This is a genomic window from Sphingobium sp. LB126, assembly GCF_002795205.1.
GTDB classification, from domain to species: Bacteria; Pseudomonadota; Alphaproteobacteria; order Sphingomonadales; family Sphingomonadaceae; genus Sphingobium; species Sphingobium chungbukense.
Map to the genome: position 1 here is coordinate 2,440,703 of NZ_NETV01000001.1, position 26,000 is coordinate 2,466,702.

The window sequence follows — 26,000 nt, forward strand, 5'->3', positions numbered from 1 at the left end:
TGCGATGACCGAACCATCCCTGCCTTCGCTGGCCGAATTGAGCGCGATGAGTGCCGACACACTCGCCGCGCGGCTGGCGGAGCCGGGGGCGGATCGCGTCGCGCTGATCCGCGTCGCGGCGGAGGGGGGCGTGACGCAGGCGCAGCTCCTGCTGGGGCAGATACTGCTGGATGGGGTCGAACTGCCCGCCGATCCGCGGGCAGCCTTTGGCTGGTTCAACCGGGCCGCCGCCAGCCATGACATGTTCGCGCTCAACATGGTCGGGCGTTGCTATGAACTGGGCTGGGGCGTGGCCGTCGATCCGGACCGGGCGATGGAATGCTATCGCGTCGCGGCCGGTCGGGGACTGGCCGAGGCGATGTACAATTACGCCACCCAGCTTGCCTTGCGGGACGAGCATGAGGCGGCGCTGGACTGGTTCCGCAGGGCGGCGTCCGATCCGGGCCCGATCGGGGCCAAGGCGGCCAATTATATCGGCAGCTTCCATGAGGATGGCTGGGCCGTCGCGCCCGACCGGGGCGAAGCCTTGCGCTGCTACAGGATCGCGGCCGAGGGCGGCGATTTTCGCGGGGCATTCAATCTGGCGCGCCTGTTGGCCGAGGATGGCGCGATGGACGAGGCGCTGGTCTGGCTCGGGCGGGTGCGGGAAACGGCGATACCCGCTTTCATGGACAAGGCCGCTGATTTCCTGCGCCGATCGAGTGATGACCAGTGGCGGCAGACGGCGCTTGCCGTCTTGCTGGACAAGGAGATACCGACATGCTGACCGTCATTCCCGACCTGCTCGACGCTGGTACCTTGGGGCGTGTCCGGGCGCTGATCGAGGCGGCGCAATGGGTCGACGGCAATGTCACGTCCGGTCATCAATCGGCATTGGCCAAGCGCAATCTGCAACTGCCCGAAGATTGTGCCGAAGCGAAGCAAGCGGGGCAGATCGTGCTGGACGCGCTGGGCCGATCGCCCCTGTTCATTGCCGCGGCGCTGCCGCTCAAGGTCTTTCCCCCGCTGTTCAACAGCTATGCGGGCGGGCAGGCCTTCGGCACCCATGTCGACAATGCCGTGCGAATTCAGGCGGGAACGGGTTTTCGCGTGCGGTCGGACCTGTCGATCACCGTCTTCCTGGAGGAACCGGAAAGCTATGACGGCGGTGAACTGACCATCGAGACCAATTTCGGCGTCCAGCGGGTGAAGCTGCCCGCAGGTCATGCGGTGCTCTATCCGTCCTCCTCGCTGCATCGGGTGGAGCCGGTGACGCGCGGGCGGCGCGTGGCGAGCTTCTTCTGGCTGCAATCCATGGTGCGCGACGATGCGGCGCGGCAGATGCTGTTCGACCTCGACAGCAGCATCCAGGCGCTGGCGGTCGATTTGGGGCATGACAATGCGCAGGTGATCCGGTTGACCGGGGTGTATCACAATCTGCTGCGGCGCTGGGCCGACGCCTGATCGCGGGAAGCCTGATCACTTGGGTTTCGGCCATTTTCACGCCGAAGTTCACACCATATGCGCGCGCGTGCCTGGGCGCGCGTAGGCGCAAGGGCGTGATCGATCGGATGTTTCAAAGAGCGAGGCGGGATAGGCCGGTGGGCGCGAAATAGGACAGGTAAATCCGCCTGCTGTGGAGAAATAGGATGGATTTCGGGGCCCCTGTTGCCATTGGGTCACCTATCCTCTGGTCCGGGCGGCTGAAGCTTTGGATGACCGCGAGGGAGGACATGCGGTCATTCCAGCATCGCGGCCAGCGTCGGTGTCATATATTCCTGACCGCCTGATGCCGTTCGCCGGATCAGCATTGCAGCGAGGCCGTGGCGGGTGGCGAGCGTCATGCCGCGATCGGCGCCCAGGACGGTGATCGCGGTCGCCCAGGCGTCGGCCAACATCGCGCTTTCGTGCAGTACCGTGACCGAGGCGACGGCGTTGGCGATGGGCGCACCGGTGGCCGGATCGATGCTGTGGGAAAGGCGGATGCCGCCTTCCTCGCGGAAGCGGCGATAGTCGCCCGAGGTTGCGACGGACAGGCCGCAGAGCGCCACGCGCAATGTCGGCAGGGACAGATGTGGAGGCGCCTCCACATCGACCCACCAGGGTTGGAGGTCGGGTTTCACACCCTGTCCCCGCAATTCGCCGCCTATCTCCATGAGGAAATGCCGGGCGCCGAGGTCATGCAGCGCCGCCGTGACGGCATCGACGGCAAAACCCTTGGCAATGCCGGAAAAGTCGAGCGTTACATCTGCCGTGCGGCGGGCGCGGCGATCGTCCAGCTCTATGGCGGTCCAGGGGGAGGGGTGATGGGGCGTGGTGGACAGGCCGGTGACGCCGCCGGGGCCGAAACCCCATCGCGCGACCATCCGGCCGACCGCCGGATCGAACGCGCCACCCGACAGCCGCGCGACATCCAGCCCGGCACGCAGCACCCGTGCCATGTCGTCCGGCAGTGTCGTCCACTGGCCGAGCGGCGTGGCATTGAATCGGCTGATGTCGGATGCCGCTTCCCAATTGCTCATCTGCGCGATGACGCGGGAAAGGACGGCCTCGATCGCCTCGGCACTGCCGGGGGGGCATCGACGATGCGGGCCGACCAGCTTGTGCCCATGGTCGGCCCGCCAAAGTCGCTGATCCGGCCCAGCCCGTTCCGTCCTTCGAACGGGGCGGGCGACAGGCCGGGCGGGATGGCGATGCGAAGGGAGGCGGCGATCAGCCCTGTACCTCGACCGTCATGGCATAGGTCGCGCGGTCCTGCGGCGGGCCGATGGGACGCGGCGCTTCGGGATTGTTCTGGCCCTGTGGACCGCCCGCGCCGGATGCGCCGTTGCCGGGACCAGCGGGACCGCCTTCGCCGCCCGGCCCGCGCCGTCCGCCGGAACTGATGCTGACCCAGTACATGCCCGCTTCCGGCCAGGTGAAGCTCACCCTGCCTGTCGCGTCGGTCTTCGCATCCATCTGCTTGAGGTCGGCGCGGTAGCGGATGCCGCCCGGAACGGCGACCACGTCCAGCCCGGCGGCGGGCTTGCCGTTGAGCAGGAACTGGAAGGTCGCGGGCTCGCCCACGGCCAGGTCGTTGGGATGGGTCACGGGGATCATTTCCAGCCCCTTGCCGGTCGTGGCGAAGACCTTGCGATCCGGCTCGCCCGCCGTCACGAAGGTTTCGATACGGGTCGTCGCCGTCGCCGTCTGCACGTCGGTCGCGCCCTGCGGCACGGCCGTTGCCAGCGTCGCGGCGGTGGTGCCGCGCGGCAGCATCTTGCGTTCGCCGTTCAGCATGTAGTTGCCCATCAGCATCTCGTTGACGACGGCGATCTTGTATGTGCCCTTCGCCTTGATGCCGAGGTCGAAGGTCTGGCGCAGCTTGCCGACGGCGCGGTTCTCGATCGCCGCGGTGCTGCCGTCGGGCGCGGTCACCACCGGCTGCCAGTCCTGGCCCGGATGGTCGAAATAATAAAGATCGCTGGAAATGGCGGCATCGACCGTCAGCCATTCATTGCCTGACCCCGCGAACATGGTTTCGGAAGGCAGCAGCCAGGGACGCGCGGCGCCGGCCATTTGCGGCACGGCGATGGCAGCAGTGGCGGCGAGCAGCAGCAGCTTGCGGAATCCGGTCATGACTTCTCCCCTTTTCAGCGTGACAGCAGGACGTTCACGGCGCCCAGTTCGAACTGGCCCGTCGCGCTGCCCTTGGCCCCTGCGGCGGTCACGTTCAGCGGCACGCGCACGACTTCTCGGCCGCCGGATTCGCGAGCGGCTTCCACCACGACCGTATATTTGCCGGGGGTGAGATTGGGCATGCCGCCCTTGCCCGCGGTGAAGCTCAGCTTATGGGTGCCGGGTGCACGGGTGGCGCCGGACACGCCGTCGGCGGGCAGGGTCAGCGAACGGCCCGATGCACGCCACCACATGCGCACGTCGCGCAGCCATTTGGCGCCGCCATTGTTGCGCTTGTCGACATCATAGAGGATCGTCAGCGTGCGCGCGGGCGCGCCTTCCTTCTCCAGCCAGACGGCCACATAGGGGCGGTGATATTCGGCCACTGACAGGCGCGGCAGGGTGAGGGTGACGTCCAGCGTCTGCGCCGTCGCGGGCGCGGCGATGGCGCCGGCCGCGCTCATGGCGGCACCCGTCAGGACGATCTTGTGGCTGATCTGCATGAGGTGAGAATCCCCCTTAATGGATGAAGATGATGGCGAGTATCGCCGGAATGGCGAGGCCCATGGCGACCAGCGGCCAGGTGGTGGGGCGCTTGCGGGAATGAAGCCAGAGCAGGACCAGGCCGGTCAGGGCGAACAGGAAGCAGGCGACGGCGAAGATGTCGATGAACCATTTCCAGACATCGCCCGCATTACGGCCCTTGTGCAGGTCGTTCAGGTAGCTGATCCAGCCCCGGCTGGTCGCTTCGCTGGACACCGCGCCGCTGTGCCGGTCGATCGACACCCAGCCGTCGCCGCCGGGGCGGGGGAGGGCGAGATAGACCTCATCCGCCGACCATTCCGCCACGCCAGCGCCGCTCTGTGCCATTTCCTTTTCCACCCATGCCGCCACGGGGGCGGGCAGGGGCTTCTTGACGTCGGGTGCATCGGCGCCAGCATCATCGGGCGCGACCTGTTTCAGCAGGGCGGGGGGAAGGGTGCCCGATCGGGCGACGGTTTGTGGCGAACCCTCGACATCGGCCGCATGGTTGAGCGTGATGCCGGTGAAGGCGAACAGCAGCAGGCCGATCAGGCTGATGGCGGAGCTTACCCAATGCCAGGTGTGGAGCTGCTTCAGCCAGAAGGCCTTGGCGCTCTTCTTCCTGGGATTTTGAGCGCGGACGGGGGCGTGCATCGGGAGCGGGACAAGTCCTGGAGGTGGATGATGGGCGTTGAATAACGCGAACGACTCGCAATTGCAAACCTGAGCTGCCGCAAAAAATGTAACAAAATGTATGGGCGCGGCGGGAACGTGGCGGGCGAACGGCGGTTCGCGCCAAGCCGAGACGTCATGCACTTGACGGTTGGCATCATCCCAACTAGCCGCCATTGGAAACGGGGGTGACACGGAACCGTCATGGTTTCGCAGGGGAACTTTCCGCAAAGGACCGAAAGATGCTGTTGCCGGCCGTCGCCGCTGGAATGATGATGCTGGGCGCGCAGACGGAGGCGGCCGACACGCAGCAGCCGCAACATCCGTCCGCCGCCGTACCTGTCGCAACGCCGGCTGAGGCGCCCCAGGCCGCGTCCGCTCCGGTCATCGTCGTGCCCCCGCCGCCGGTGCTGCCGAACCTGCCGGGTGCGGCGGACGCGACGACGGTCCCGGTCGCGCGGCAGGGCGATATCGTCGTCACCGGGCGGACGGGGCCGGCGCCGGGCGACCCGATGGAGCGGCTGAACCTCAAGAGTTTCGAAGCGGTGCAGTCGGTCGACAAGGCCGTGGTGGAACCGGTCGCCAAGGCCTATAACAAGGGTCTGCCCAAGCCGGTGCGCAAGGGGTTCCGCAACTTCTTCTCCAACTTGCAGGAGCCGGTGGTGTTCCTGGCCTATATGCTGGAGCTGAAGCCCGGCAAGGCGATGGAGACGGTCGGGCGCTTCACCGTCAACACTTCCCTGGGCGTGGCGGGGCTGTTCGACGTGGCGAAGCGCAAGCCCTTCTTCCTGCCGCATCGGCCCAACGGGTTGGCCAATGTACTGGGCTATTATGGCGTGGGGCCGGGACCCTATATGTATCTGCCGATCGTCGGGCCGACGACGCTGCGCGACATCATCGGCGACACGGTTGACAAGATGATCGTGCCCTTCGCCGTGGGCAAGCCGTTCAACCAGCCCAAATATGTGATCCCGGCGACGATCCTCAATCAGCTTGGCGAGCGGGCCGCGTTCGACGAGACGATCCAGCAGATCCGCGACGAGGAAAATCCCTATGCCTATTATCGCGAACTGTATCTGAAGCAGCGCGAGGCCGAGATCGAGGCGCTGCATGGACGCAAGCCCGCCGAACCCGTGGTGCCTGTCTATGGGCCGGGGCTGGGCAAGATCACGCCTCAGGACGTGATCGACGGCACGGCAGACGTGCCGCAATAGGCCCATCATCCCTTCCTCCGTCCGCGGGAAGCGGACGGAGGAGGGCGTTTTTCATCGTCCCAGCAACCCGCGCGCCTGTCCGGCGATTTCCGCCAGCATGGCGACGTTGGGCGTCGCGGCGGCCTTGGCGCGGTGGACGAGGGTGCGGAACTGCTGGATGCGGGCGCCCTTCGCTTTCAGCCATTCCTCGACATGATGAGCGATGTCCTTGCCCTTGCCCTGGGCCAGGAAGTCGAGTCGGACCTGCTGCATGTCGCGGGCGACGCCGGAGATCAGCAGGCGTTCCCATGGGTCGGACGGTTCCATGCGCGCGGCGGTCGACTGGACCCAGTCGATGCCGACCGCTTCGCCCAGATGGGTGAAGGCGCGGGTGAGGGCGACTTCGTCCACCGACAGGCGGCCTGCCAGCGCGGCGATGCCGACCGCGCCGTCCAGCTTGAAGAGGCCGGCGGCGCGGCGCGTGAGGTCCTGCGGCGTGCCGAGCGAGAGGAGTCCGTCGGTCACGGCATTCACACGGCGCAGCGCCTCGCTGGTGAGGAGGTCGTCGACCTGTTTCGCCAGCTTGCCGACTCCGCTGGCCAGGATCGCGTGCCCGGCGTCGGGCAGCGTGCCCGCGGGCAGGCTGCGCAATATGTCCGCGATCTGGGCCCGCATGCCGCTGGCGATGTCGCCGAACAGGGCGAGGCGGGCCGCTTCGGACATGTCCGCTGCGTCGATATCGTCCCACAGCTTGCGGATGTCATAGAGCCGCTCCGCGATCAGGAAGGCGCTGGCCAGGTCGGCCATCGAGCAGCCCTCTTCCTCCGCCAGCTCGAATGGATGGATGAGGCCGAGGCGATTGACGATGCGGTTCGCGACCTTGGTGGCGATGATTTCCTTCCTGAGGGCATGGGCGGCGATGGCGTCCGCTTCCTTCTTCCGCATCGCAGGCGGGAAGGCGGCGGCGAGTTCGCTGCCCATCGACGGATCGGTGCTGAGGTCGCCATGCTCGATCGCGTCCTGTAGCGCGAGCTTGGCGGTGGAGAGCAGCACGGCCAGTTCGGGCCGGGTGAGGCCCAGGCCATCCTGTCCGCGCCGCAGCAACTGGTCGTTGGCGGCCAGACCCTCGACCTGGCGGTCGAGGCGGCCCGATTCCTCGAAGGTTTCGATCAGGCGCACATAGCTGGCAAGGTCCGCCGCGCCGCCCGCCTCCGCAATGGAGAGGCCGAGCGCTTGCAGCCGGTTATCCTCCAGCACGATGTCGGCCACAGCGTCGGTCATGCTGACCAGCAGCTTGTTGCGGTCGTCGAAGGATAGACGCCCTTCGGTCATTTCCTTGTTGAGCGCGATCTTGATATTGACCTCATTGTCGGAGCAGTCGACGCCCGCGCTATTGTCGATGAAGTCGGTGTTGATCCGTCCGCCCCGCAGCGAGAAGGCGATGCGCGCGGCCTGGGTGGTGCCCAGATTGGCGCCTTCACCCACCACCTTGACCCGCAACTGTTCGGCGTTGACGCGCAGCCGGTCGTTCGCCGGATCGCCGACATCGCCATGGCTTTGCGCGGCGGCCTTCACATAGGTGCCGATGCCGCCGAACCAGAGCAGGTCGTTGGGGCTTTTGAGGATCGCGGCGATGAGCGCGGTCGGCTCCATCTCGCTCTCCGTCACGCCCAATATCGCCTGCACCTCCGGGGTGAGGGAGATTTTCTTCAGGGACCGGGCAAAGACGCCGCCGCCCCTGGAGATCAGCGCCTTGTCATAATCGTCCCAGCTGGAGCGGGGGAGCTGGAACAGGCGATTGCGTTCCTCCCACGATTTCGCCGGGTCGGGATCGGGGTCGAGGAAGATATGGCGGTGGTCGAAGGCGGCGACCAGCTTGATCGCCTTGCTGAGCAGCATGCCGTTGCCGAACACGTCGCCCGACATGTCGCCGCAGCCGACGACGCGCACCGGCGCGCTCTGCACGTCGACGCCCATTTCCGCGAAGTGGCGCTTCACGCTGATCCACGCACCCTTGGCGGTGATGCCCATGGCCTTATGGTCGTAACCGTTGGAGCCACCGCTGGCGAAGGCGTCGCCCAGCCAGAAATCTTGGGTAAGCGCGATCGCATTGGCGACGTCGGAGAAGGTCGCCGTGCCCTTGTCGGCGGCGACGACGAAATAGGGATCGTCGCCGTCATGGATGACGACCTGCGCCGGATGCCTGACCTTGCCCTTGACGATATTGTCGGTGACCGAGAGCAGCGATCGGATGAAGATGCGGTAGCTTTCGGTCCCTTCCGCGAACCAGGCGTCGCGATCGACCTGCGGGTTGGGGAGCTGCTTGGGATAGAAGCCGCCCTTGGCGCCGGTCGGCACGATGACGGCGTTCTTCACCCGCTGCGCCTTCATGAGACCCAGTATCTCGGTGCGGAAGTCGTCGCGCCGGTCGGACCAGCGCAGGCCGCCGCGCGCCACCGGCCCTGCGCGCAGATGGATACCCTCCACGCGTGGCGAATAGACCCAGATTTCGCGCCAGGGCAGCGGCGCGGGCAGCCCGGGAATCTGCGCGCTGTCCAGCTTGAAGGCCAGCGCCTCCTGCGCGGTATCGCTGTAGAAATTGGTGCGCAGCGTCGCGGTGATGACGGCGCGCAGCAGGCGCAGCACGCGATCCTCGTCGATCGCCGTGACCTTCTCCAGCCCGGCCTCGATCTCCAGCTGCGCGGCGGCGGCGCGGGCGGCGCCATCCTTCGCCTGCGGATCGTGCAGTGCCTCGAACAGTTCGATCAGCTGGCGCGCGATGCCTTGTTCGCGCCGCAGCGTTTCGGCAAAGGTCGCCATGCCATAGGCCATGCCGGTCTGGCGCAGATAGCGGAACAGCGCGCGCAGCAGCACCACCGATCGCTGGTCCAGTCCCGCCGTCACGATCAGTTCGTTGAAGCGATCATTTTCCGCCACCCCCTCGGTGACTTGCGCAATGGCTTCGGTCACGACATCGGCGCGGGCGATCACCGTGTCGGCATTGCCGCCCGCGGGCAGTTCAAGGACGAAACGCTGGACATGGCCCAGCGAGCCGCCATCCACCGGGGTCATCATCTCCTCGATCACGCGGAAGCCGAAATTCTCGAAGGCCGGGACGACTTCGGACAGGGCGATGGCGTCATGGCTGTAGAGTTTGAGGCGCAACCGTGCGGGGGTGTCATCCTGGTTGCGGTAGATGCGGATCGACTTGTCGCCCGGACCGGACAGGCCGTGCAGCAAACGGATGTCGATCGCCGCCTCGGCCGGGCCAGCGCCGTTGCGATAGCCCATGGGGAAACCGGCCGCGAAACGCTGGGCGAGGGCGGCGGCGCGGCCCGCTTCCTCGGTTTCCGCCAGCGCCTCCTCCACGGCGGGGAGCCAGCCGCGCACCATCTGCTTCAACTGCCGGTCGAGCGGCTGTTCGTCGGGCACCACCCCTTCGCCGCGCAGGTCGAGCGTGATGCGCAGCAGGGCGAGACCGCTTTCCTCCAGGGCGATCGACCAACTGAGCACCGGACCATTGGCGGCCTGGGCCAGCATGTCCTGCACCGCGACGCGCCGCGCCGTGGTCAGTTCCTCGCGCGGCAGCCAGGCGAAGGCATAGAGGTGGCGGTTGAGCGCGCTCGTTCCCAGCACCAGCTTCGGGCGCGGACGATCGGTGAGCGACATGAAGGTCAGCACAAGCCGTTCCAGCGTCTCCCGGTCGAAGCCGATCAATATGTCGTGGGGCAGGGCGGTCAGCGCATGGGTCAACACCTTGCCCGCATGGCCGTGCGGGTCGAAGTTGAACTTGTCCATCAGCGCGGAGAGTGCCGAACGCAGCAACGGCACCTTGTCCGGCGTCGTCGCCAGCCCCGCGCTGGTCCACATGCCTGCATGGATGGACAGGGCCGTGACCCGCTTGCCCTCGCGCACCGGTATGATGATGAGGTCCAGCAGCACCGGGCGATGGACGCGCGAGAGGCGGTTGGACTTGATGATCAGCGGTGTGCGCTTGCCTTCCTCGAACCAGGTGAAGGCCGCCTCCAGCGAGGCGGGCGCCAGCAATGCCTGATCCTTCAGCGCGCAGATGCCGATGCGCGCATCCGCCTTGCCGTCGCGGCGGCGGCGTTCATGGCCGACCTGCGTGAAATGACGGGCCAGGAACCAGCGCAGCAGCGCCGCGCCTTCCTCATCGGTGACGGTGTCGGCATCATTGCCCATCGCCTCGCGCATCTTCGGCCAGTCGGTAACGGCGGCGCGGACATCCTCCAGCGTATCCTCCAGCGCCTTGGTGAGCGCATGGCGGGCCTTCGCATCAACACGGTCCGCCTCGATATAGATCATCGATTCCCGCCGGGCCCCGGCGGCATCATCCTCCAATATCGCCTTCAGATGGCCGTTGCCGTCCCGTTCGACCGACAGCACCGGATGCAGCAGGCGGTGGATGATGATGCCGCCGGCGGTGAGCGCATTGGCGATCGAATCCACCAGGAAGGGCATGTCGTCATTGATGATGGCGATCCGCATGAAACGCCCGCTGATCCCTTCGCCCAGCGTTTCCATGGCGATGGCGACATGACCGGGCCTGCGGGCGCCGGCGGTGCGGGCGAGGAAGGCGGCGGCATCCAGGACCGCATCATGATCGAAACCCTCGCTCTCGCCGGGCAGGGCGCCCCGGGCCAGCGCCGTTTCCAGCGCGTCGCGAATGGAGATGTCGAGTTCCTTTGGCTCCGCCAGTGCCGTCATGCGCTTGCCTCTTCCTTGCGGGGTCCGTCCCCGCTTCCTGTGAACGGAGAAGGCGCCGGGGAACCGCCACGGGCCTTCTCCAACCTATGCCGTCCACTATGCGCCACTGCGTCCGGAGGCTCAACCCAGGATAGGAAATAAAGTTACGCTAAATTGAAATATTATGACGCGGCGCAGCATGGCGGAACAGCATGCAAGGGAATGGAGACGAGGAATCGGCCTTCGGTACGTATCTGTCAATGCAGCAGGGCCGTTTCAACCGATAAAGGACGGATCAATTGGCAGCGGCGATGATGGCGCGCTGGCTGAGTTCCGATCCCTCGGGCAGGGCGCCGACCAGCACGAGCGAGCCGTCCTTTTCCCGGCGGGCGATCACGACGGCCAGGCCGTCCCCGTCGGTGGCGACGGCGAAGGGATCGAGCGCGGCGGCGGCCTTCATTGCGGCGCGGGCGGTCTGTTGCCGGTCGGGCCTGGCCGGATCGTCGCTGCGGCGCTGGGCGCGTTCGTCGCGGACCAGGGCCTTGAGGCCGCCCTCATAGTGGGCGAGATAATCGCCGAAGCTGCCGAGCGCGATGCCTTTCGCGCGGGCATGGTCCAGCGCGGTCGCATATTCGGTGATCCGCGTCTTGTCATAGGCGGAGCCGAAGACGAGCTTGACCACGGCGGTCATCGGCGCGCGCGCCTGAACCTTCAGCCCGCTGTTCGCGAGCAGTTCGGCATATTCATCCGGCCGGGCAATCGTCACCAGCGCGAAATCGTAGGAAAGGCCGATGGCGCGATAGAGTGCGGCATGGCTGCGCGCCTCGCTGGTGCGGGCCTGTTCCGCGCTGTCGCGGGCAAGCGCCAGCCAGTCGGCCAGCGGTGCGTCCTCGTCGGGCGTTTCCATCCCCGACAGGTCGAGCGTGCCGAATTCGTCGTCGGCGGCCGGGCCGTCGGCCCAGATCGGGGCGACCGGCGGCGCGCTGGGTGCGGTGCGCAGCGCTTCCTCGACCTCCCGGTCGATTTCCGCGCTGACGTCGGTGGCTGCGACTTCCTTCCAATTGATGACGCCGAAGACGAAATCGATCGTCTCGTCGTTGGAGGAGAAGGGCATCAATATGCCGCGATACAGGATTTCCGCGCCGCGCTGGTTGACGAAGCCGGCCTCGAAGCCGATCGGCGCGGCATTGGCGATGATCTGGAGATAATGGTCGGTCAGCCGCGACAGCAGCGAGCGCGAGGGGACGTCGTTGATGAACTGGATCGGCCCGCTGATCTCGCATTCCTCGCGCAGGGCGGAGCCGAGATAGACGAGGGCGGGATTTTCAAGGCCGGTGCTGAAGTCCAGCAGGACGCTGTAGGGGCCGAAATCCTCCAGGTCCTCGGGCGAAAGGTCCTCGATCGAGGGCAGGCCGCGCTCGCCCAGCAGCGATGCCCAATAATTATAGGCGCGCACCTGCATCCGGCGCTCATCCGATCCGATGAGGGGCGGCGTTTCGATCGCTGCGTCGTCCGCGGACTCGAAATCGTCCGCTTCACTGGCGATTCCATATCCGCGCAGAATGTCCATCCAATCAGTCCCTAGCCCAGGCAAAGCTTTACCTTCGAGACTCGACAGTGACACGGGATGGTAAACATGCCGTAAAGACGGGAGAGGAATGATGATCCGATACGGTTGGACAAGGGAGAGGCGCGGAAAGTGGAATTGAGCGCTTGTCCTTCGCCCCAAGCGCTGTTATTTGGCCGCCCCAACGCCGCTTTAGCTCAGTTGGTAGAGCATCGCATTCGTAATGCGAGGGTCACGTGTTCGAGTCACGTAAGCGGCACCAGGAACGCCCCTCCAAAGGGGCCTAAACCCTCGAAAATCAGCCAAAAATTTGCTATGCTTGAGCATCGGCTTTCCGGTGAGGCCCCCACGCGTCCACCTGCATCCAGGTGATTTGGGGGCCCCAAATCCGGGGGCCTAAATTACATGCTTGAGTCGAGGCCCCCAGATGCTGACTGCCGTTCAGATCAAGACCCTGAAGCCCAGGGAAAAAGCCTATAAGGTCGCCGACGGCGCCGGGCTCTATCTCCTGGTCAACCCTAATGGCTCGCTGCTCTGGCGGGTGAAATTCCGCTTTCACGGCATCGAGAAGAAAATGGCGCTGGGGCGCTATCCCGATATGAGCCTGAGAGAGGCGCGCGAGAAGCGCGACGAAGCCCGGGAATATCTTGAGCAGGGCGTCGATCCTGTTGCGCACAGGACGCAGGAAAGGCTGAAGGCCGAGGCTGCGGCCCGTACGACCTTTCGGGTCGTGGCGGACGAATTCATCGCGAAGATGGAGATTGAGGGCAAGGCTCCCGCCACGCTCAAGAAAATGCGCTGGTTTCGCGACGTCCTGGACCCCAAAATAGGCAATCGGCCGATCAAGGACATCACGGCCCATGAATTGCTCAGGGCGCTCAAGCGGTTCGAGCAGAAAGAGCATTATGAATCTGCCACCCGCGCCCGTGCATTCTCCGGCCGCGTATTCCGTTATGCGGTGGCAACCTTACGGGCGCAACACAACCCGGCCGACATTCTGCGTGGTGCGCTGATCAGCCCGAAGGTAAAGCATCATGCCGCCATCCTGAAGCCGGAGAAGGTTGGTGAGCTGCTGCGTGCGATCGATGGCTATGGCGGCAGGATTGAAACGCGGTTTGCTCTGCAACTGGCCCCGCATGTCTATCTCCGTCCTGGCGAACTGCGAAAGGCAAAGTGGGACGAGATTGATTTCGAGGCTGCGATATGGCGCGTGCCTGCCGAGCGCACGAAGATGCGCAAGCCTCATGTTTTTCCCTTGTCGAAGCAATCGCTCGATTTGCTGCGGGATCTCCGGGCGTTGGGAAACCGGGGTGACTATTTGTTTCCTGCCAACAGCACATGGCTTAAGCCCATTTGCGAAAATACGCTGAACATCGCTATCCGGCGCATGGGCTTCACGGGCGAGGAGATGACCTCGCATGGTTTCCGATCCACTGCGAGTACGCTTCTGAATGAAAGTGGGCTCTGGCATCCTGATGCGATCGAAAGGTCCCTGGCGCATCGGGAGCGTGACAGCGTTCGGGCTGCTTACCATCGCGGAGCTCATTGGGATGAGCGTGTTCGCATGGCGCAATGGTGGTCGAATTATCTCTGTCGGCTGCGTGATGGCGCGGAAGTGATACGTCCAATGTTCGGTACCTGACCCTTCTCGGCCCCCGATTGCCCTATTATTGCCAAATGGCATAACACGAATTATATCATGCCAAATGGAGGTCTGTATGGCGATGTTGCAGCCGATCGAAACTGTTCCGGCCCCTTTCCGGCCAGAGCCGATTTCGCAGGAAGAAGGTGGTGCGCTATTTCGTGCGGCGCTCAACCTCTTTGCGCGATGGGGTGTCACGGATGAGCAGGCTGCTGTGCTGACCGACATGCCGGTGCGGACCTACCGTAGGTGGAAGGCGGAGGGTTCGGGACGTATCTCGCGCGACGGGCTAGCACGGCTTTCCAACCTGATGGGCATCCACAAGGCTTTGCGGATCATCTTTCAGGAGCCGCAGCGCGGATATGACTGGATCAAGGCCCCCAATATCGCTTTCAACGGCGCCAGCGCCCTGCAGGTGATGATCGGGGGAGAACTGACCGACATCATGCGGGTCCGGCGCTATCTCGACGCGGAGCGTGGTGGCTGGTGACGAGATCGGCCGAACCGCCGGTCAGCAAGGTCGAATGGGAGGGGGCGGTCAGGATCATCCGTAGCATCTATCCTCCCATCGACCTGTTCGAGGATATTGCGGACCCTGCCGACTGGCCCCTACTGCTTTCGGCGGAGCAGAAGACGAACCCGCGCATCATGGCATCCGTCGGCAACATCGATCTAGTGCCGTCGGGGCGCCGGGTTGGAGGTGCGGGTTCCTCATATCTGATGGCATCGTTCACGCACGTCAGCATGGATCGGCCGAGCCGTTTCTCGCGCGGAGAATTTGGCGTCCTATACGTGGCGAGCAGCTATGAAACCGCGCTGTTCGAGACGATCCATCACCATGCTGCCTTCATGGCAAAGACCAGCGAGCCTGCGGGCTGGACGTCTCAGTTCCGCGAGATCGTGATGAACGTCGATGCCGAGCTTCACGATCTTCGTGACGACAGGAAGGAATTTCGGGCCTGCCTTGACGCGGATAGCTATCGAGCGGCGCAGCAACTCGCGGCGCGCTTGCGCGCCGATGGGTCGAACGGCATTGCTTATCCAAGCGTTCGGGACGCTGGTGGAGAATGTGTCGCTGTCTTCTACCCTGATTGCGCGTCCGATCCTGTTCAGGGGCGGCATCTGGACTATCACTGGGATGGAAGGCGGGTTGATCTCGTGCGCGACGCAGGAAGCGGCTCCGTCTTCAGGGTCGTCGAGGCAGCATGAACGCGGTCGATGATCGCCATGCGCATGCGGCCGAATTGTTGGGCGCACATCCTGACTTCCGCGTGCAGCGGCGCCTGATGCCGGTCACCGCATTCCATGAGGCGGCCCCACTCGTCCCAAGCCGGATTGGCGTCGCGATCGACGTTGAGACAACCGGGCTGAACCATGATGCGGATCGCATCATTGAGCTGGCTGTCCAGCGCTTCCGGTTCGACGCACGAGGGCGCATCATTCAGGTGGGCACGCCCCGCGTCTGGCGTGAGGATCCGGCCATGCCGCTGGACCCCAGGATCACAATGCTGACCGGCCTGACGGAGGAAGCTCTTGCAGATCAGGCGATCGACGAAGCTGCGGCGGTGGACATACTTGCCTCGGCTGAAATCATCGTTGCCCATAATGCCGCTTTCGACCGGCCGTTTGTTGATCGTCGCCTGCCGGCCGTCGCCGGCAAGCCATGGGTTTGTTCAATGGCCGAACTGGACTGGCTTGAGGTCGGTTTCGAGGGGCGCGCGCTTGCGCATCTCGTTTCGCAATGTGGGTGGTTCTACGAAGGGCACCGGGCCGAAAACGACATACTTGCTCTTCTCTATCTGCTTTCGCATGGGTTACCGGACGGCGAGACGATCCTCGCAAAACTGATCGCTTGCTCGGAGCAGCCAACCTGGCGTGTAAATGCCGTCGATGCGCCTTTCGATGCCAAGGGTCGATTGAAGGCGCGGGGATATCGCTGGGACGCCGCCTTGCGCTTCTGGTGGAAGAGCATCGGCCAGGGGGAGGCAGATGCCGAGCGCATCTGGCTGCTCACTGACGTTTATGGAGGATATGGCGAACCTGTATTCATACCCGTCACGGCCTGTGAGCGACATAGGTAATCCGTAGATCGCATCCCGACGCCGAGCGCTCGCCGGTTTCATGCCGCCCAGCGATCAAGGTCCGGAAATAGCGGCAATGCCGGCGGGTTGCCTGGCTCCACTACGCGAGCGTCGAATGCCGCGATAGTCAGCCATTCGATGCGCCACTCGACACGGGCAGAATTGCCCTCAAAATGAACGAAGCCCGCGCCATCGCGAGCGACTTCCCAACGGCAGCGCATGTCCTTGTCGTAGGAGCCCATCAGCAATGTGCCGTCGCTCAGGCCAACCAGAAATCGATCGTCATTTTCATAAGGCACTGCCAGCATCGTTTCCACGTCGCCGGTAACCCGCAGCCGAACACTATCCGAAATCGGGGTGATCAGAACGCACATCGCAGAATCCCTCTTTCCTACTTGAGAACAAATAGAGAACATATCGGGCGGAAAAGGAGTCGGCAATGATGATTATCGACGGATCGTTTCTTCTTGGAGTGGCAGCGGTGCTGACAAGTCTCGCGACGCTGTGGCGGGCGGTGAAGGAGCGAAGGTAGCAAATTACAGGCCGATGTCGGTCGGGAGACAAGGTCCGGCAAGATGCATGCGGCTAAATTTGGCTTTGGATTCTGTGAGGGTTTAGAAGCCATGCTGCGTTTCTGAATTCCATTTTTGGCCCATTGCTGCTCGTGGGTTCACACTGACACCCTCAACGTCGCACTCAATTCGCCGCAGTATATGCATCTCATCTCGAGATCGAGAAGCGCGTGTTCGCCGCTCGTGCGCAGTATCTCGGCGACCCCGACTTCATGAAGGTCCCGGTCGCGGCGTTGACCGACCCGGCCTATCTCGCGCGCCGCGCCGCCGAGGTGGACTCGGTCAATCCTTCGAAGCTCGCTTCGGTCCAGCCGGGTCTCGAGAAACCCCAGACCACGCATTTCTCGATCGTCGATCGATGGGGGAACCCCACCACCCGCCGACGCAGGGACAAGCGCCAGCCTCAACCCGTTCCGAGGCTGGCGGCCCTCCTGACGGTCATTCCTAGCCTGTCCCGCCCAGAGCTTGGCCGACTGGTTCAACGGATGATCGATCACATGGACCAGATGGACGGCGATCCTTGAGGACGCAACCGACATGGAGGACGACTTTTCACTGACGCGACAGGCGCGGGACTATGACAGCAATGGGCCCGGTTGCTCGATCGCGGATGCTGGCGGCCAGTGCGATGAGGACGGGATCAACACAGCCTTCCCGCCCTCCGATGGAGCCGGACGCCCAATCAGCGATCCGGGCGGCTGCGAACTGGAAGACGGCCTTTAATCGCCTCACGGCGCCCGGTTCGAAAGGATTGGGGCGTTCCCCTTTCATCGACTGAGCGATTCAATCCGAACGCACTGATTCGAATTGTCAATCCGCTCAGACCGAGCCGACAGGATAATATCCCCATGCGGTACAGCCTTATCATTTTCGCCCTCGCGCTGCGTATCCTTGGCGTCGTCGCCGTCGATGCCATGTTCAGCGCCGCTACCAGCATCATGCAGAGCGCGCTGGCGCGCCCCTGATAGCAAAAAAGCCCCGTCGCGTGGGGCTAATGTCGAATTTTTGCAAGGCGAATCGCTGCACCAGCGCTATGCAGCCAGTGCGACCCGAAGGATGGCTTATCCCAACCTTCTCCTGGCCCGGTGGGAAACTGCCGGGCCATTTTTTTGATATGAAAAACCCCGCCTCCAGCGCATGCGAGGAGACGGGGGCCTTGGAGCGACCCAAAGGCTTGCGTCTCAACAATGCATAGCTTGGCTGAATATGTCCAGACAACTTTCGCCAAGCTGTGGACACGGGGAGATCGCGGGCAGAAGAAAACCCCCGCCTCCTTGTGGGAGACGGGGCGTGCATAGCGGATCGGCGTTTGATCAGTTGGAGCTTGCCCCTGATCCCATCGATCGGGCCTGATCGTGCCCCGTGGGCTGGTGTAACAGCGCGGATCCTCGCTAGAGGATCGGACTGGATCAGGCGGCCACGCCGGGCAGCTTGATGAGAGGATTGTCGCTGACTGGCGCGAGACTTTCAAGGCTCATGTATCGGCGGGATACGGCCCATTCGTCCTGCTGTTCGAGCATCAGGGTGCCGACGAGCCGGATCACGGCCGCATCATTGGGAAAGATGCCGACGACATCGGACCGTCTTTTGATCTCGCCGTTGAGCCGCTCGAGAGGATTCGTGCTGGAGATCTGCGGCCAATGGTCCTTCGGGAAGGCGGTATAGGCGAGGACATCCTCTCGTGCGGCGTCCATCATTTCGGCGAGCCTGGGAGCGCGGTCGCGTAGGGCATCGGCGATTGTCTGCCACTGCTTATAAGCCTCCTGAGTGGTCTCCTGGGCAAAGATCGTCTTGATCATGGCCGTGACCGCAGGCCGCTGCTTGGTCAACACATGCGCGAGGGCATTGCGCATCCAGTGGATTCGGCAGCGCTGCAGGGTCGCATGGAAGACCTTGCTGGCGGCAGCGCGCAGCCCTTTGTGATCATCGGCGATGACGAGTTTGACGCCCCGCAGCCCGCGATCGGCGAGAGACCGCAAGAAGCCCTTCCAGAATGTTTCAGCCTCGGTGGGCCCCGTGGCGAAGCCCAACACCTCACGCCTACCGTCGGTGCTCACGCCAACGGCGATTATTGTCGCTGTCGACAGGATCCGGCCCCCTTGGCGCGATTTGATTTACGTCGCATCGATCCAAACGTACGGAAATTCGCCCTCTATCGGCCTGTTCAGGAAGGCGTTGACGATAGCTATCGCATCACGCTGGCGCTCGCCGGCTTCCGCCCCGAGGACATCGAGGTTGTGGCCCAGCAGAACCAGCTCACCGTCACCGGCAAGCGTGCCGAGGACGACGGCCAGGGCGAATATCTGCATCGCGGCATTGCCGCACGCGCGTTCGAGCGGCGCTTCCAGCTTGCCGACTTCGTGGAAGCCGGGGATGCCCGCTTCGAGAACGGCCTGCTGAGCATCGCGCTCAAGCGCGTGGTGCCCGAGGCAATGAAGCCGCGCCGGATCGAGATCAGCGGCGGCAAGGCTGCCCAGGATCAGATCGAAGCGCACAGGGATGAGGCCCGCGAAGCGGCCTGATACCCTGATTAACAGGTTTGCCGGCGCCGCCCCAGGCGGGCCGGCAGGCCTTGCCCCTTCCAGCCAGAAAAGGAGATGACCATCATGGCTTTTCGTGATCTCATTCCCTGGAGCCGGCAGGAAAACCGGCTGCCCGTCCCGGTCAGCGCCGAGCGCGGCCGCGCTACCGACAGATATGCGAGCCGTGATCGAGTCGGTGCCGCGCGCGACCAACCAGGGCGGACGCGGCGGGCGCGGGCAATGGCGGGTGCGCTTCGCGCCGCGCCGGCAGCCCGTGGCCGATCCCCTGACCGGATGGACCGGCGGCGGCGATCCGCTCGGGACGATCGAGCTGCGCTTTTCCGATCTGGAGACCGCAGCGGGCTATTGTCGGCGCCAGGGATTGGACTTCTCGCTCCATGGCGCGCCGCCGAGCGAGCAGGACTCGCCAAGCCGGTCGCGAAGGTCGTTGAGCAGCGGCTGCGCGCGGGAGGCCAGCGACCCGGAACCGGCAAAGGCACTTCCAAGTGAGAAGCGCTCATTGTGTGGAATGAAGCCGCCGACAAGGTTGACGGCCGCGGTTTGAATGCGCATATATTTGCGCATTAAATTGCGGAGGCTACGATGGGCAAGCACCAGTATGATTTGGCGACGCAGGCTCGCAAGCCGACCAATGTGTCGCTGGATATCGCGCTTGTCGCTGAAGCAAAGCGGCTGGGTATCAATATTTCCCGCGCGTGTGAGGTTGGGTTGACCGAGCAGATCGCGAAAGAGCGTGGCCGCCTTTGGAAAGAGGAAAATGCGTCTGCATTGGAAAGTTCGAACAGCTATGTGGATCGTCATGGCCTGCCCCTGAGCCAGTATCGTCGGTTTTAATGGCCAAGTTCGATGTGTATCGGCAGAAGCAGGGCGGCTGTCTTGTCCTGGATTGCCAAGCCGATCTTTTAAGTGATCTGAATACCCGTCTGGTTGTGCCGCTGTTGCCGATCGACGAGGCACCGAAGCCTGCCATTCGATTGAACCCGATTTTCGATGTGGAGGGTGAACGGCTGATGATGGTGACGCAGTTTGCCGCAAGCGTTCCCCTTCGCGAATTGGGGGAGATCATACACTCACTCAGCCCAGAGCAGGACGCTGTCAGCGCTGCGCTGGACATGCTGTTCATCGGCTTCTGAGATGAGCGTCTGCAGTCATGACGCTGGTTGAATTCGACATCTCGCACCGGTGTCATTTGGCTATGGTCCTGTCAGCCGCGACAATGTCATGGCCCTCGCGCGCGCCCTCGCCGCGCACATGGCGGCCGAGCAGATGATCCTGTTTGCCGAGCGCCAGCAGGCGCCACTGACCGCCATCGGCCGTGCGCGGGACGAGTTGTCGTCCCTCGCGGATCAATAGACCCTCCAATATGATCGGACGATAGCGGGCCATGTGGGCGGCAGTTCCTTGCAGATATTTGGGATCAGACCAGAGCTGGACGGAGTGCATGTCAGATCGCTGATGTGGCTCCATAATCCCCGCCTGCATCATTGCTTGAAGACATTTTCACGATGCCAGGCAAGGAAATGGGGATGGGGGCGATCAATCGGCCGAAGTGGCAGGTTGGCGCGCCCGCTCCGGTTGATCAGCCCGCTTATGCTGTCGGTGTCGTTGGCCTGACGGGAGATCATGATGTCGAGATCGTCGGAGAGGCTGATGAGTCCGCGATCAAACATCCAGTGCACGGTACCGGACAGGGCTATACCGTTCTGGACGCTGTCGGGACCATTGGCCTCGACGGGGCGGATATGCGCCGCCTCGGCCTCGGCGCGGCCGCCGCCGTTGATGAGCTTGAGACCGGTGATGGCGCAGCGCTCATCATAAGCCCGGAGCACGACCCGGCGAAAGACGCGGTCCCGCTCAATTCTCGAGATGAGTTTTGGCGTGCGAATGTGCTCCTGTTCAGCGAGAAACGGAATGGCTTCTTCGCGAAAGGAGGGCAGACCCAGATCATCGACACGCGGCAGAAGCGGTGCACGATCTTCAAGGCCAAGATCGAGGATGCGGTTGAAATCGGCGGGGGAGATGGGACGCACCGCTGATTGTGCACGGCCGGAAATTTTGCCGGCATCGTTCAGGAGCCCGCGTTCGATGAGACCATCGGGACCGCTGAACGGAACGGCGTTGGCGAATTCGAGATAGCTGCCCGGTTCGATCATGGCGATATACATGCCAGGCGCTTGAGGATCGGGGATCACCTGCTCAACTTTGGCGACGGCGAAGTAGCCGCGCGAGCCTCGCACCTTCACCGGCTCATAATAGATAATCCAGTCATTGATGCAGGCGGAGAGTCGGCCGAGATATTGGGACGGGAACTGATAGCGTTCTGCCGGGCTGTCGTCATAGATCGAATCCGAACGATGAATGAAAACCCCGAAGGCCATGGCCCGACTATCCCCCGATATATGGTCATCTCATGGCCTGTCTTCATGGGATCGGACAAGAAGTAAGTTGTTCTGCTTGGGGTAGTTTGATGGCGTCGCCTTCGGGCCGCGCTCTATTTCGCTGCGCTCCACCGAGCCAGCTTCGCTCGTCTCGTCCCTGTCGGTTGACGATCGCTGACGCTCGATCCGGGGGGATCGGATGCGGACATCGCCTGGGGAGCGATGGTGTCGGCCGGTCCCGGCCAGGCGGTGTGGGCGGTCGCTTCCCTCTAGGCCCGTCGCGGCGGGCGGCAAGCCGGCCTTCGGCGCGGCTCCTTCACTTGTCGTTGCGGTCCGTTCGGATGCAGCCCGCCGCTTGTCCGGGCCTGCCGGTGCGCTCTTGCCGCCCACTCCGCCTTCCGGGGCCGGGTATGTGCAAGAGGAGTAACAGTCATGGAACTCAAGCATATAGACATTGCCTGCCTCTCGGTTTCGCCCGCCAACATGCGGGGCGTGAAGAAGGCGCCGGACCTGACCAACATCCTTCCGTCCGTTCGAGCGCGTGGGGTTCTGGTGCCGCTGATCGTGCGGCAGAACGGATCGCCCACGACCTATGAGATTGTCGCGGGCAAGCGGCGCTATCATGCCTCGCTGATCGTGGCGCAGGAGGAAGGGAGCGTCGAACCGCTGCCCTGCGCGATCATGGAGGCAGGCGACGATGCGGCGGCGCTGGAAGCCTCGCTCATCGAGAACATCGCCCGGCTCGATCCCGACGAGGTGACGCGCTGGGAAACCTTCACCCGGCTGGTCAAGGAAGGCCGGTCGCCGGAGGATATTTCGCTGACCTTCGGTTTGACCGCTTTGCAAGTGAAGCGGACATTGGCGCTGGGCAATCTTCTGCCCCGCATCCGCAACCTCTATCGCAGCGATATGATCGACGCCGTGACCGTGCGGCATCTGACCTTGGCGTCCAAGGCCCGGCAGCGTGAATGGCTGGCGTTGCTGGACGACGAGGATGCTCGGCCACCGATGGGGCATCGTGTTAAGGCGTGGCTGCTGGGTGGCAGCGCCATCCCGACCGACAAGGCGCTGTTCGATTCGGCCGATTACAAGGGCGGGATCGTGGCCGATCTGTTCGGCGATCACAGCTATTTCGCGGACGCGGATCTCTTCTGGCAGATGCAGGCGGCGGCGGTTGCCGCACGCGTCGAGGCCTATCGCGACGCAGGATGGCAGGATATTGCCGTCATGGCGCGGGGTGAGGCTTTTCATTCGTGGGAGCATGAGCGCTGCCCAAAAGCCAAGGGCGGGCGCGTCTATGTGAGCATCGGCCATGGCGGCGACGTCAGTTTCCATGAGGGCTATATCACCCTCAAGGAGGCGCGCAGGCTGGAACAGGGCAGCAGCGTCGAGAAAGTAATCCGGCCCGAACTGTCCGCGCCGCTGGCCAGCTATGTGGACCTGCATCGTCACGCCGTCGTGCGGGCGAAGCTCGCCGATGCCCCAGCCATCGCCCTGCGCCTGATGGTGGCCCATGCCATTGTCGGGTCGTCGCTGTGGCGGGTGGACCTTGCCTCCCAGCGAGGCGCAAGTGATGCGATCACCGAGAGTGTCGAGAATTGCGCGTCGGAGGCGGGCTTTGACAAGGAGCGGCGGATTGCGCTCGACCTGCTTGGCCTTGATCCCGAAACGCCGACCGTCAGCGGCCATGGCTATGACAGGGAGATGATCCCGCTCTATCTCCGGCTGCTCGATCTCGACGACGCCATGGTGATGGGCATCCTCGCCATCGTCATGGGCGAGACGTTGGAAGCCGGATCGGCGCTGGTCGAACTGCTGGGCGTTCAGCTTGAGGTGGACATGGCGTCATGTTGGCAGGCCGACGATGCGCTGCTCGACATGATCCGCGACAAGGAGGTGATGGGCCATGTCCTCGCCGATGTGGCGGGCAGGGAAACCGCAACCGCCAACACCGGGACGACCGCCAAGGTGCAGCGCCAGATCTTGCGCGACTGTCTGGCCGGGACCAATGGCCGGGAGAAGCGGGAGGGCTGGGTGCCGCGCTGGATGGCCTTTCCGCCGTCAGCCTATACCGAGCGGGGCGGGGTCGGCAGCGTCGAGCGGTGGGAGGTGGTGGCTCCGCTTCTCGAGACGGAAAGCCCGGACGAGGGCGAAGCATCGGCGGAACGCACAACGGGCGCGGAGGCGTTCGAGGAAGAGCCGGTTCATCAGGCTGCTTGAGATCGATGGGGCAGGCGGTGGGGTACTGCCGCCTGCCTTGTCACGCGGTCAGATCAACGAGGGCGGATCGAAATTCGCGCCGGTCGGCTTTGCCGCCCGGCGCTGAGGGGCGGGATTCAGGATGATACGGCAGGCCGATGGATGGCTGACCTCGGATAATTCCGCCCGGTCATGATCAATGATGCGGAGCGCTGCTGCAGGCAGCGCGAAGGGCCTGGTCGCGGACACCGCGCGCCTCGCGCAGTGGCGTCTGGTCTGTATTTGATTGATCGGCCTCCGGCGCGGCGGGGGTGGGCGTCGCTGCCCTCTAGTCCCCCGCGGCGAGCCGCAAGCCGGAGCTTCGCCCCAACTCCTCCTCTTCGTTGCGGCCCTGCGGGTGCTGCCCGCCTCATGACGGTGGGACTGCCGGTTCGCTCCTGCCGCCCACCCCCGCCGTTCCGGCGGCCGGTGCGATGCGGGAAGGAGGAAGAAATGGGTTATCAGGACAGATCGCAGCGGACTGGCTTCACCCTCTATAGCGAGGTGACCGATCGCATCATCGCGCAGATCGAGGAAGGCACCTTGCCTTGGGTGCGGCCGTGGGATGACGGCAAGGCAGCATTGGGGCTTCCGCGCAACGCCGGAACCGGCAGACGCTATTCGGGGATCAACGTGCTGATCCTCTGGCACCGGCTGTTCGAGCAGGGTTACGGCTCGCAGCGCTGGCTGACCTACCGGCAGGCGCAGGCGCTGGGTGGCAATGTCCGCAAGGGCGAGCAGGGCACGACCGTCTGTTACGCGGATCGCTTCACGCCCAAGTCCGGCGATGACATCCCGACCGGGCCGGATGGCGAGCCGCGACAGATCGCCTTTCTGAAGCGCTTCACCGTCTTCAACCTCGACCAGTGCGAGGGGCTGGATGAGATGGCAACCGCCCCCGTCACAACATGGAACAAGGCGCGGATCATTCCCCGCGCGGTGGCGCTGATCGGCGCGACTGGGGCGGATATCCGCATCGGCGGCGGGGAAGCCTATTATGCCCCGCAGGAAGACTATATCCGCGTGCCCCGGCCCGAACATTTCCATGAGCCGATCAACTGGTATCGCACCGCCCTGCATGAGCTTGGGCACTGGACCGGTCACCGATCACGGCTCGACCGTCTGCCCGATAGCGGCTTTGGCAGTCCCGCCTATGCGCGGGAGGAACTGATCGCCGAGATGGCCAGCGCCTTCCTGTGCGCGGAACTCGGCATCGTACCGACCGTGCGGCATGCCGACTATCTGGGGGCATGGTTGTCGGTCCTGCGCGAGGACAGCAAGGCGATCTTCCGCGCCGCCAGTCAGGCCAGCAAGGCCGCCGATTTCCTCCTTGCCTTCACCAGCGACGAGGGAGGGGACCATGGCTGACACTGATGCGGACAAGCTTGCCCGCGCCAAGGCCGCGCTGGCGCGGATGCCTGCCCGGACCCGCAGAATCTTTGTCGCCAACCGCGTCGAGGGGCTGAGCTATGCCGAGATTGCCGAGCGGGAGGGCCTGTTTCTCTGGCAGGTGCGGCGGCACATGCTCCGGGCCATCCGGATCATTGCCCGCCACATGCTGTAGGAGGCGCTAAATCGCCTTGCCAGCCGTAAGGGGCTTGGCAAGGCGATGATTTGCCGCGATTCTGCGCGGCATCATGAGACGGCTCGACGACCCCGATGTAAATTTGCCCGCCGCCAAGCGGCAGGAACTGGCGCATGTTGTCGACATCATCCGGGACGGCTTTGCCCGCGCCATCCGCCATCGCACCCAGCCCCGCTTTCGCGACGGGCATATCCTCAGGATCATCCTGTTCGGGAGTTACGCGCGCGGCGACTGGGTCGAGGATCCGGTGGGCCGCTATTTCTCCGACTATGACATATTGGTGGTGGTCGACCATGAGGATCTCACCGACATTCCGGAATTCTGGGCGAAGACCGAGGACCGGCTGCTGGCGGAACTGACCGAGGGCAGGGCACTGCGCACCCAGGTCAGCCTCATCTATCACAGCCTCGACGATGTGAACGAGAAGCTGCGGCTTGGGCGCTATTTTTTCATGGATATCCTCAGGGACGGCATTGTCCTGTATGAGGAAGCGGGGCACCCGTTCGCCGAGCCGAAACAGCTCTCGGCGGGGGAGGCGCTGCGGGAGACACGGGACTATTTCGAGGAATGGTTCGAAGGCGCGCAACGGCGCAGGGAGCTCGCTGATGGCGCCCGTCAAAAGGGCTATTTGAAGGAGGCCTGTTGATTACCGTTGAGAAGTGAC

General features: G+C 64.0%; 24 protein-coding genes, 1 tRNA gene and 3 pseudogenes. 18 read left to right on the forward strand and 10 right to left on the reverse strand.

What is annotated here, in order from left to right; genetic code table 11:
• The first annotated feature begins 4 nt into the window (after nt 1-4).
• The gene (locus CAF53_RS11910; protein WP_100238160.1) at nt 5-766 is read left to right on the forward strand and encodes a tetratricopeptide repeat protein; all 762 of its coding nucleotides are present in this window, start codon (nt 5-7) and stop codon (nt 764-766) included.
• Nucleotides 760-1,443 carry a Fe2+-dependent dioxygenase gene (locus CAF53_RS11915; protein WP_100238161.1) on the forward strand — a complete coding sequence of 228 codons (684 nt, stop codon included), beginning with the start codon at nt 760-762 and terminating at the stop codon, nt 1,441-1,443. Before CAF53_RS11910 ends, CAF53_RS11915 begins: the two co-directional genes overlap by 7 nt.
• 275 nt (nt 1,444-1,718) lie before the next feature.
• Here CAF53_RS11915 and CAF53_RS11920 read toward each other — a convergent pair.
• The 4 genes and pseudogenes from CAF53_RS11920 to CAF53_RS11935 form a co-directional block, all read right to left on the reverse strand.
• A pseudogene (locus CAF53_RS11920) lies at nt 1,719-2,590 on the reverse strand (FAD:protein FMN transferase).
• Between the two features lie 101 nt (nt 2,591-2,691).
• A complete protein-coding gene (locus CAF53_RS11925) occupies nt 2,692-3,597 on the reverse strand; it encodes a DUF4198 domain-containing protein (RefSeq protein ID WP_100238162.1) in 906 nt (301 codons plus the stop codon).
• Nucleotides 3,598-3,611: 14 nt separating this feature from the next.
• Nucleotides 3,612-4,139: a DUF2271 domain-containing protein gene (locus tag CAF53_RS11930; protein WP_046763490.1), complete on the reverse strand. Its 528-nt coding sequence runs from the start codon at nt 4,137-4,139 to the stop codon at nt 3,612-3,614.
• A 16-nt stretch (nt 4,140-4,155) separates the two neighbouring features.
• Entirely contained in the window at nt 4,156-4,812 is a 657-nt protein-coding gene (locus tag CAF53_RS11935; protein ID WP_100238163.1) for a PepSY-associated TM helix domain-containing protein, read from the reverse strand.
• Nucleotides 4,813-5,072: 260 nt separating this feature from the next.
• Between CAF53_RS11935 and CAF53_RS11940 the strand changes: the two genes are divergently transcribed.
• Nucleotides 5,073-6,044 carry a VacJ family lipoprotein gene (locus CAF53_RS11940; RefSeq protein WP_046763488.1) on the forward strand — a complete coding sequence of 324 codons (972 nt, stop codon included), beginning with the start codon at nt 5,073-5,075 and terminating at the stop codon, nt 6,042-6,044.
• A gap of 51 nt (nt 6,045-6,095) precedes the next feature.
• On the opposite strand, the gene CAF53_RS11945 is transcribed toward CAF53_RS11940, so the two are convergent.
• Together CAF53_RS11945 and CAF53_RS11950 are read right to left on the reverse strand one after the other, a co-directional pair.
• Nucleotides 6,096-10,751 (reverse strand): NAD-glutamate dehydrogenase domain-containing protein, encoded by a 4,656-nt coding sequence (locus CAF53_RS11945; protein ID WP_100238164.1) that lies wholly within the window; start codon nt 10,749-10,751, stop codon nt 6,096-6,098.
• Between the two features lie 274 nt (nt 10,752-11,025).
• On the reverse strand, nt 11,026-12,300 hold the full coding sequence (locus CAF53_RS11950; RefSeq protein WP_046763486.1) for a hypothetical protein: 1,275 nt from the start codon (nt 12,298-12,300) through the stop codon (nt 11,026-11,028).
• Nucleotides 12,301-12,483: 183 nt separating this feature from the next.
• Between CAF53_RS11950 and CAF53_RS11955 the strand changes: the two genes are divergently transcribed.
• The 5 genes from CAF53_RS11955 (at nt 12,484) to CAF53_RS11975 (ending at nt 16,020) form a co-directional block, all read left to right on the forward strand.
• Nucleotides 12,484-12,559 (forward strand) — tRNA-Thr (locus tag CAF53_RS11955).
• A 165-nt stretch (nt 12,560-12,724) separates the two neighbouring features.
• Nucleotides 12,725-13,939, forward strand: a complete 1,215-nt coding sequence (locus CAF53_RS11960; protein WP_100238165.1) for an integrase arm-type DNA-binding domain-containing protein — start codon at nt 12,725-12,727, stop codon at nt 13,937-13,939.
• 76 nt (nt 13,940-14,015) lie between these two features.
• The gene (locus tag CAF53_RS11965) at nt 14,016-14,429 is read left to right on the forward strand and encodes an MbcA/ParS/Xre antitoxin family protein (RefSeq protein ID WP_100238786.1); all 414 of its coding nucleotides are present in this window, start codon (nt 14,016-14,018) and stop codon (nt 14,427-14,429) included.
• The gene (locus CAF53_RS11970) at nt 14,426-15,148 is read left to right on the forward strand and encodes an RES family NAD+ phosphorylase (protein ID WP_100238166.1); all 723 of its coding nucleotides are present in this window, start codon (nt 14,426-14,428) and stop codon (nt 15,146-15,148) included. The genes CAF53_RS11965 and CAF53_RS11970 overlap by 4 nt, the downstream gene beginning before the upstream one ends.
• The gene (locus tag CAF53_RS11975) at nt 15,145-16,020 is read left to right on the forward strand and encodes a 3'-5' exonuclease (protein WP_100238167.1); all 876 of its coding nucleotides are present in this window, start codon (nt 15,145-15,147) and stop codon (nt 16,018-16,020) included. Before CAF53_RS11970 ends, CAF53_RS11975 begins: the two co-directional genes overlap by 4 nt.
• A gap of 38 nt (nt 16,021-16,058) precedes the next feature.
• Here the strand turns inward: CAF53_RS11975 and CAF53_RS11980 are convergent, their stop codons facing one another.
• Nucleotides 16,059-16,394, reverse strand: coding sequence for a hypothetical protein (locus CAF53_RS11980; protein WP_100238168.1), 336 nt, complete (start codon nt 16,392-16,394; stop codon nt 16,059-16,061).
• A gap of 332 nt (nt 16,395-16,726) precedes the next feature.
• Here CAF53_RS11980 and CAF53_RS11985 point away from each other — a divergent pair.
• Nucleotides 16,727-17,116, forward strand: a pseudogene (locus tag CAF53_RS11985) (gamma-glutamyltransferase); the annotation flags it as partial.
• Between the two features lie 13 nt (nt 17,117-17,129).
• Nucleotides 17,130-17,315, forward strand: coding sequence for a hypothetical protein (locus CAF53_RS11990; protein ID WP_100238170.1), 186 nt, complete (start codon nt 17,130-17,132; stop codon nt 17,313-17,315).
• A gap of 686 nt (nt 17,316-18,001) precedes the next feature.
• Here CAF53_RS11990 and CAF53_RS11995 read toward each other — a convergent pair.
• Nucleotides 18,002-18,772: pseudogene (locus tag CAF53_RS11995) on the reverse strand (IS256 family transposase); the annotation flags it as partial.
• On the opposite strand from CAF53_RS11995, the gene CAF53_RS12000 reads away from it, so the two are divergent.
• The 4 genes from CAF53_RS12000 to CAF53_RS12020 all read left to right on the forward strand — a co-directional run bounded on the left by CAF53_RS12000 (nt 18,716) and on the right by CAF53_RS12020 (nt 20,268).
• Nucleotides 18,716-19,114 carry an Hsp20 family protein gene (locus CAF53_RS12000; protein ID WP_242443481.1) on the forward strand — a complete coding sequence of 133 codons (399 nt, stop codon included), beginning with the start codon at nt 18,716-18,718 and terminating at the stop codon, nt 19,112-19,114. The pseudogene CAF53_RS11995 and the gene CAF53_RS12000 overlap by 57 nt on opposite strands.
• A gap of 184 nt (nt 19,115-19,298) precedes the next feature.
• Nucleotides 19,299-19,679 carry an NADH dehydrogenase ubiquinone Fe-S protein 4 gene (locus CAF53_RS28080; RefSeq protein WP_242443428.1) on the forward strand — a complete coding sequence of 127 codons (381 nt, stop codon included), beginning with the start codon at nt 19,299-19,301 and terminating at the stop codon, nt 19,677-19,679.
• A gap of 38 nt (nt 19,680-19,717) precedes the next feature.
• A complete protein-coding gene (locus CAF53_RS12015; protein ID WP_100238171.1) occupies nt 19,718-19,969 on the forward strand; it encodes a type II toxin-antitoxin system CcdA family antitoxin in 252 nt (83 codons plus the stop codon).
• Nucleotides 19,969-20,268 (forward strand): CcdB family protein, encoded by a 300-nt coding sequence (locus tag CAF53_RS12020; protein WP_100238172.1) that lies wholly within the window; start codon nt 19,969-19,971, stop codon nt 20,266-20,268. The genes CAF53_RS12015 and CAF53_RS12020 overlap by 1 nt, the downstream gene beginning before the upstream one ends.
• A gap of 52 nt (nt 20,269-20,320) precedes the next feature.
• Here CAF53_RS12020 and CAF53_RS12025 read toward each other — a convergent pair whose 3' ends face one another.
• Nucleotides 20,321-20,521, reverse strand: coding sequence for a DUF5818 domain-containing protein (locus tag CAF53_RS12025; RefSeq protein ID WP_157801255.1), 201 nt, complete (start codon nt 20,519-20,521; stop codon nt 20,321-20,323).
• A gap of 95 nt (nt 20,522-20,616) precedes the next feature.
• A complete protein-coding gene (locus CAF53_RS12030; protein WP_100238174.1) occupies nt 20,617-21,513 on the reverse strand; it encodes an HNH endonuclease in 897 nt (298 codons plus the stop codon).
• A gap of 432 nt (nt 21,514-21,945) precedes the next feature.
• On the opposite strand from CAF53_RS12030, the gene CAF53_RS12035 reads away from it, so the two are divergent.
• From CAF53_RS12035 to CAF53_RS12055, 4 genes are all read left to right on the forward strand, one after another.
• Nucleotides 21,946-23,733, forward strand: coding sequence for a ParB/RepB/Spo0J family partition protein (locus CAF53_RS12035; RefSeq protein ID WP_100238175.1), 1,788 nt, complete (start codon nt 21,946-21,948; stop codon nt 23,731-23,733).
• A gap of 471 nt (nt 23,734-24,204) precedes the next feature.
• Entirely contained in the window at nt 24,205-25,119 is a 915-nt protein-coding gene (locus CAF53_RS12045) for a zincin-like metallopeptidase domain-containing protein (protein WP_100238177.1), read from the forward strand.
• Entirely contained in the window at nt 25,112-25,315 is a 204-nt protein-coding gene (locus CAF53_RS12050; protein ID WP_100238178.1) for a sigma-70 region 4 domain-containing protein, read from the forward strand. The genes CAF53_RS12045 and CAF53_RS12050 overlap by 8 nt, the downstream gene beginning before the upstream one ends.
• Before the next feature lie 73 nt (nt 25,316-25,388).
• Complete coding sequence (locus CAF53_RS12055; RefSeq protein WP_100238179.1) at nt 25,389-25,982, forward strand: nucleotidyltransferase domain-containing protein; 594 nt, start codon at nt 25,389-25,391, stop codon at nt 25,980-25,982.
• Nucleotides 25,983-26,000 lie beyond the last annotated feature (18 nt).

Bases quoted from the DNA above. Each gene is read 5' to 3' on its own strand.
- CAF53_RS12015 (WP_100238171.1), top strand. From the start codon at position 19,718: ATGGGCAAGCACCAGTATGATTTGGCGACGCAGGCTCGCAAGCCGACC.
- CAF53_RS12035 (WP_100238175.1), top strand. From the start codon at position 21,946: ATGGAACTCAAGCATATAGACATTGCCTGCCTCTCGGTTTCGCCCGCC.
- CAF53_RS12045 (WP_100238177.1), top strand. From the start codon at position 24,205: ATGGGTTATCAGGACAGATCGCAGCGGACTGGCTTCACCCTCTATAGC.
- CAF53_RS11960 (WP_100238165.1), top strand. From the start codon at position 12,725: ATGCTGACTGCCGTTCAGATCAAGACCCTGAAGCCCAGGGAAAAAGCC.
- CAF53_RS11945 (WP_100238164.1), bottom strand. From the start codon at position 10,751: ATGACGGCACTGGCGGAGCCAAAGGAACTCGACATCTCCATTCGCGAC.
- CAF53_RS12050 (WP_100238178.1), top strand. From the start codon at position 25,112: ATGGCTGACACTGATGCGGACAAGCTTGCCCGCGCCAAGGCCGCGCTG.
- CAF53_RS11930 (WP_046763490.1), bottom strand. From the start codon at position 4,139: ATGCAGATCAGCCACAAGATCGTCCTGACGGGTGCCGCCATGAGCGCG.
- CAF53_RS11925 (WP_100238162.1), bottom strand. From the start codon at position 3,597: ATGACCGGATTCCGCAAGCTGCTGCTGCTCGCCGCCACTGCTGCCATC.
- CAF53_RS11915 (WP_100238161.1), top strand. From the start codon at position 760: ATGCTGACCGTCATTCCCGACCTGCTCGACGCTGGTACCTTGGGGCGT.
- CAF53_RS12025 (WP_157801255.1), bottom strand. From the start codon at position 20,521: ATGGCCCGCTATCGTCCGATCATATTGGAGGGTCTATTGATCCGCGAG.
- CAF53_RS11990 (WP_100238170.1), top strand. From the start codon at position 17,130: ATGGAGGACGACTTTTCACTGACGCGACAGGCGCGGGACTATGACAGC.
- CAF53_RS11940 (WP_046763488.1), top strand. From the start codon at position 5,073: ATGCTGTTGCCGGCCGTCGCCGCTGGAATGATGATGCTGGGCGCGCAG.
- CAF53_RS12055 (WP_100238179.1), top strand. From the start codon at position 25,389: ATGAGACGGCTCGACGACCCCGATGTAAATTTGCCCGCCGCCAAGCGG.
- CAF53_RS12020 (WP_100238172.1), top strand. From the start codon at position 19,969: ATGGCCAAGTTCGATGTGTATCGGCAGAAGCAGGGCGGCTGTCTTGTC.
- CAF53_RS11965 (WP_100238786.1), top strand. From the start codon at position 14,016: ATGGCGATGTTGCAGCCGATCGAAACTGTTCCGGCCCCTTTCCGGCCA.
- CAF53_RS11910 (WP_100238160.1), top strand. From the start codon at position 5: ATGACCGAACCATCCCTGCCTTCGCTGGCCGAATTGAGCGCGATGAGT.
- CAF53_RS12030 (WP_100238174.1), bottom strand. From the start codon at position 21,513: ATGGCCTTCGGGGTTTTCATTCATCGTTCGGATTCGATCTATGACGAC.
- CAF53_RS11935 (WP_100238163.1), bottom strand. From the start codon at position 4,812: ATGCACGCCCCCGTCCGCGCTCAAAATCCCAGGAAGAAGAGCGCCAAG.
- CAF53_RS11950 (WP_046763486.1), bottom strand. From the start codon at position 12,300: ATGGACATTCTGCGCGGATATGGAATCGCCAGTGAAGCGGACGATTTC.
- CAF53_RS11975 (WP_100238167.1), top strand. From the start codon at position 15,145: ATGAACGCGGTCGATGATCGCCATGCGCATGCGGCCGAATTGTTGGGC.
- CAF53_RS11980 (WP_100238168.1), bottom strand. From the start codon at position 16,394: ATGTGCGTTCTGATCACCCCGATTTCGGATAGTGTTCGGCTGCGGGTT.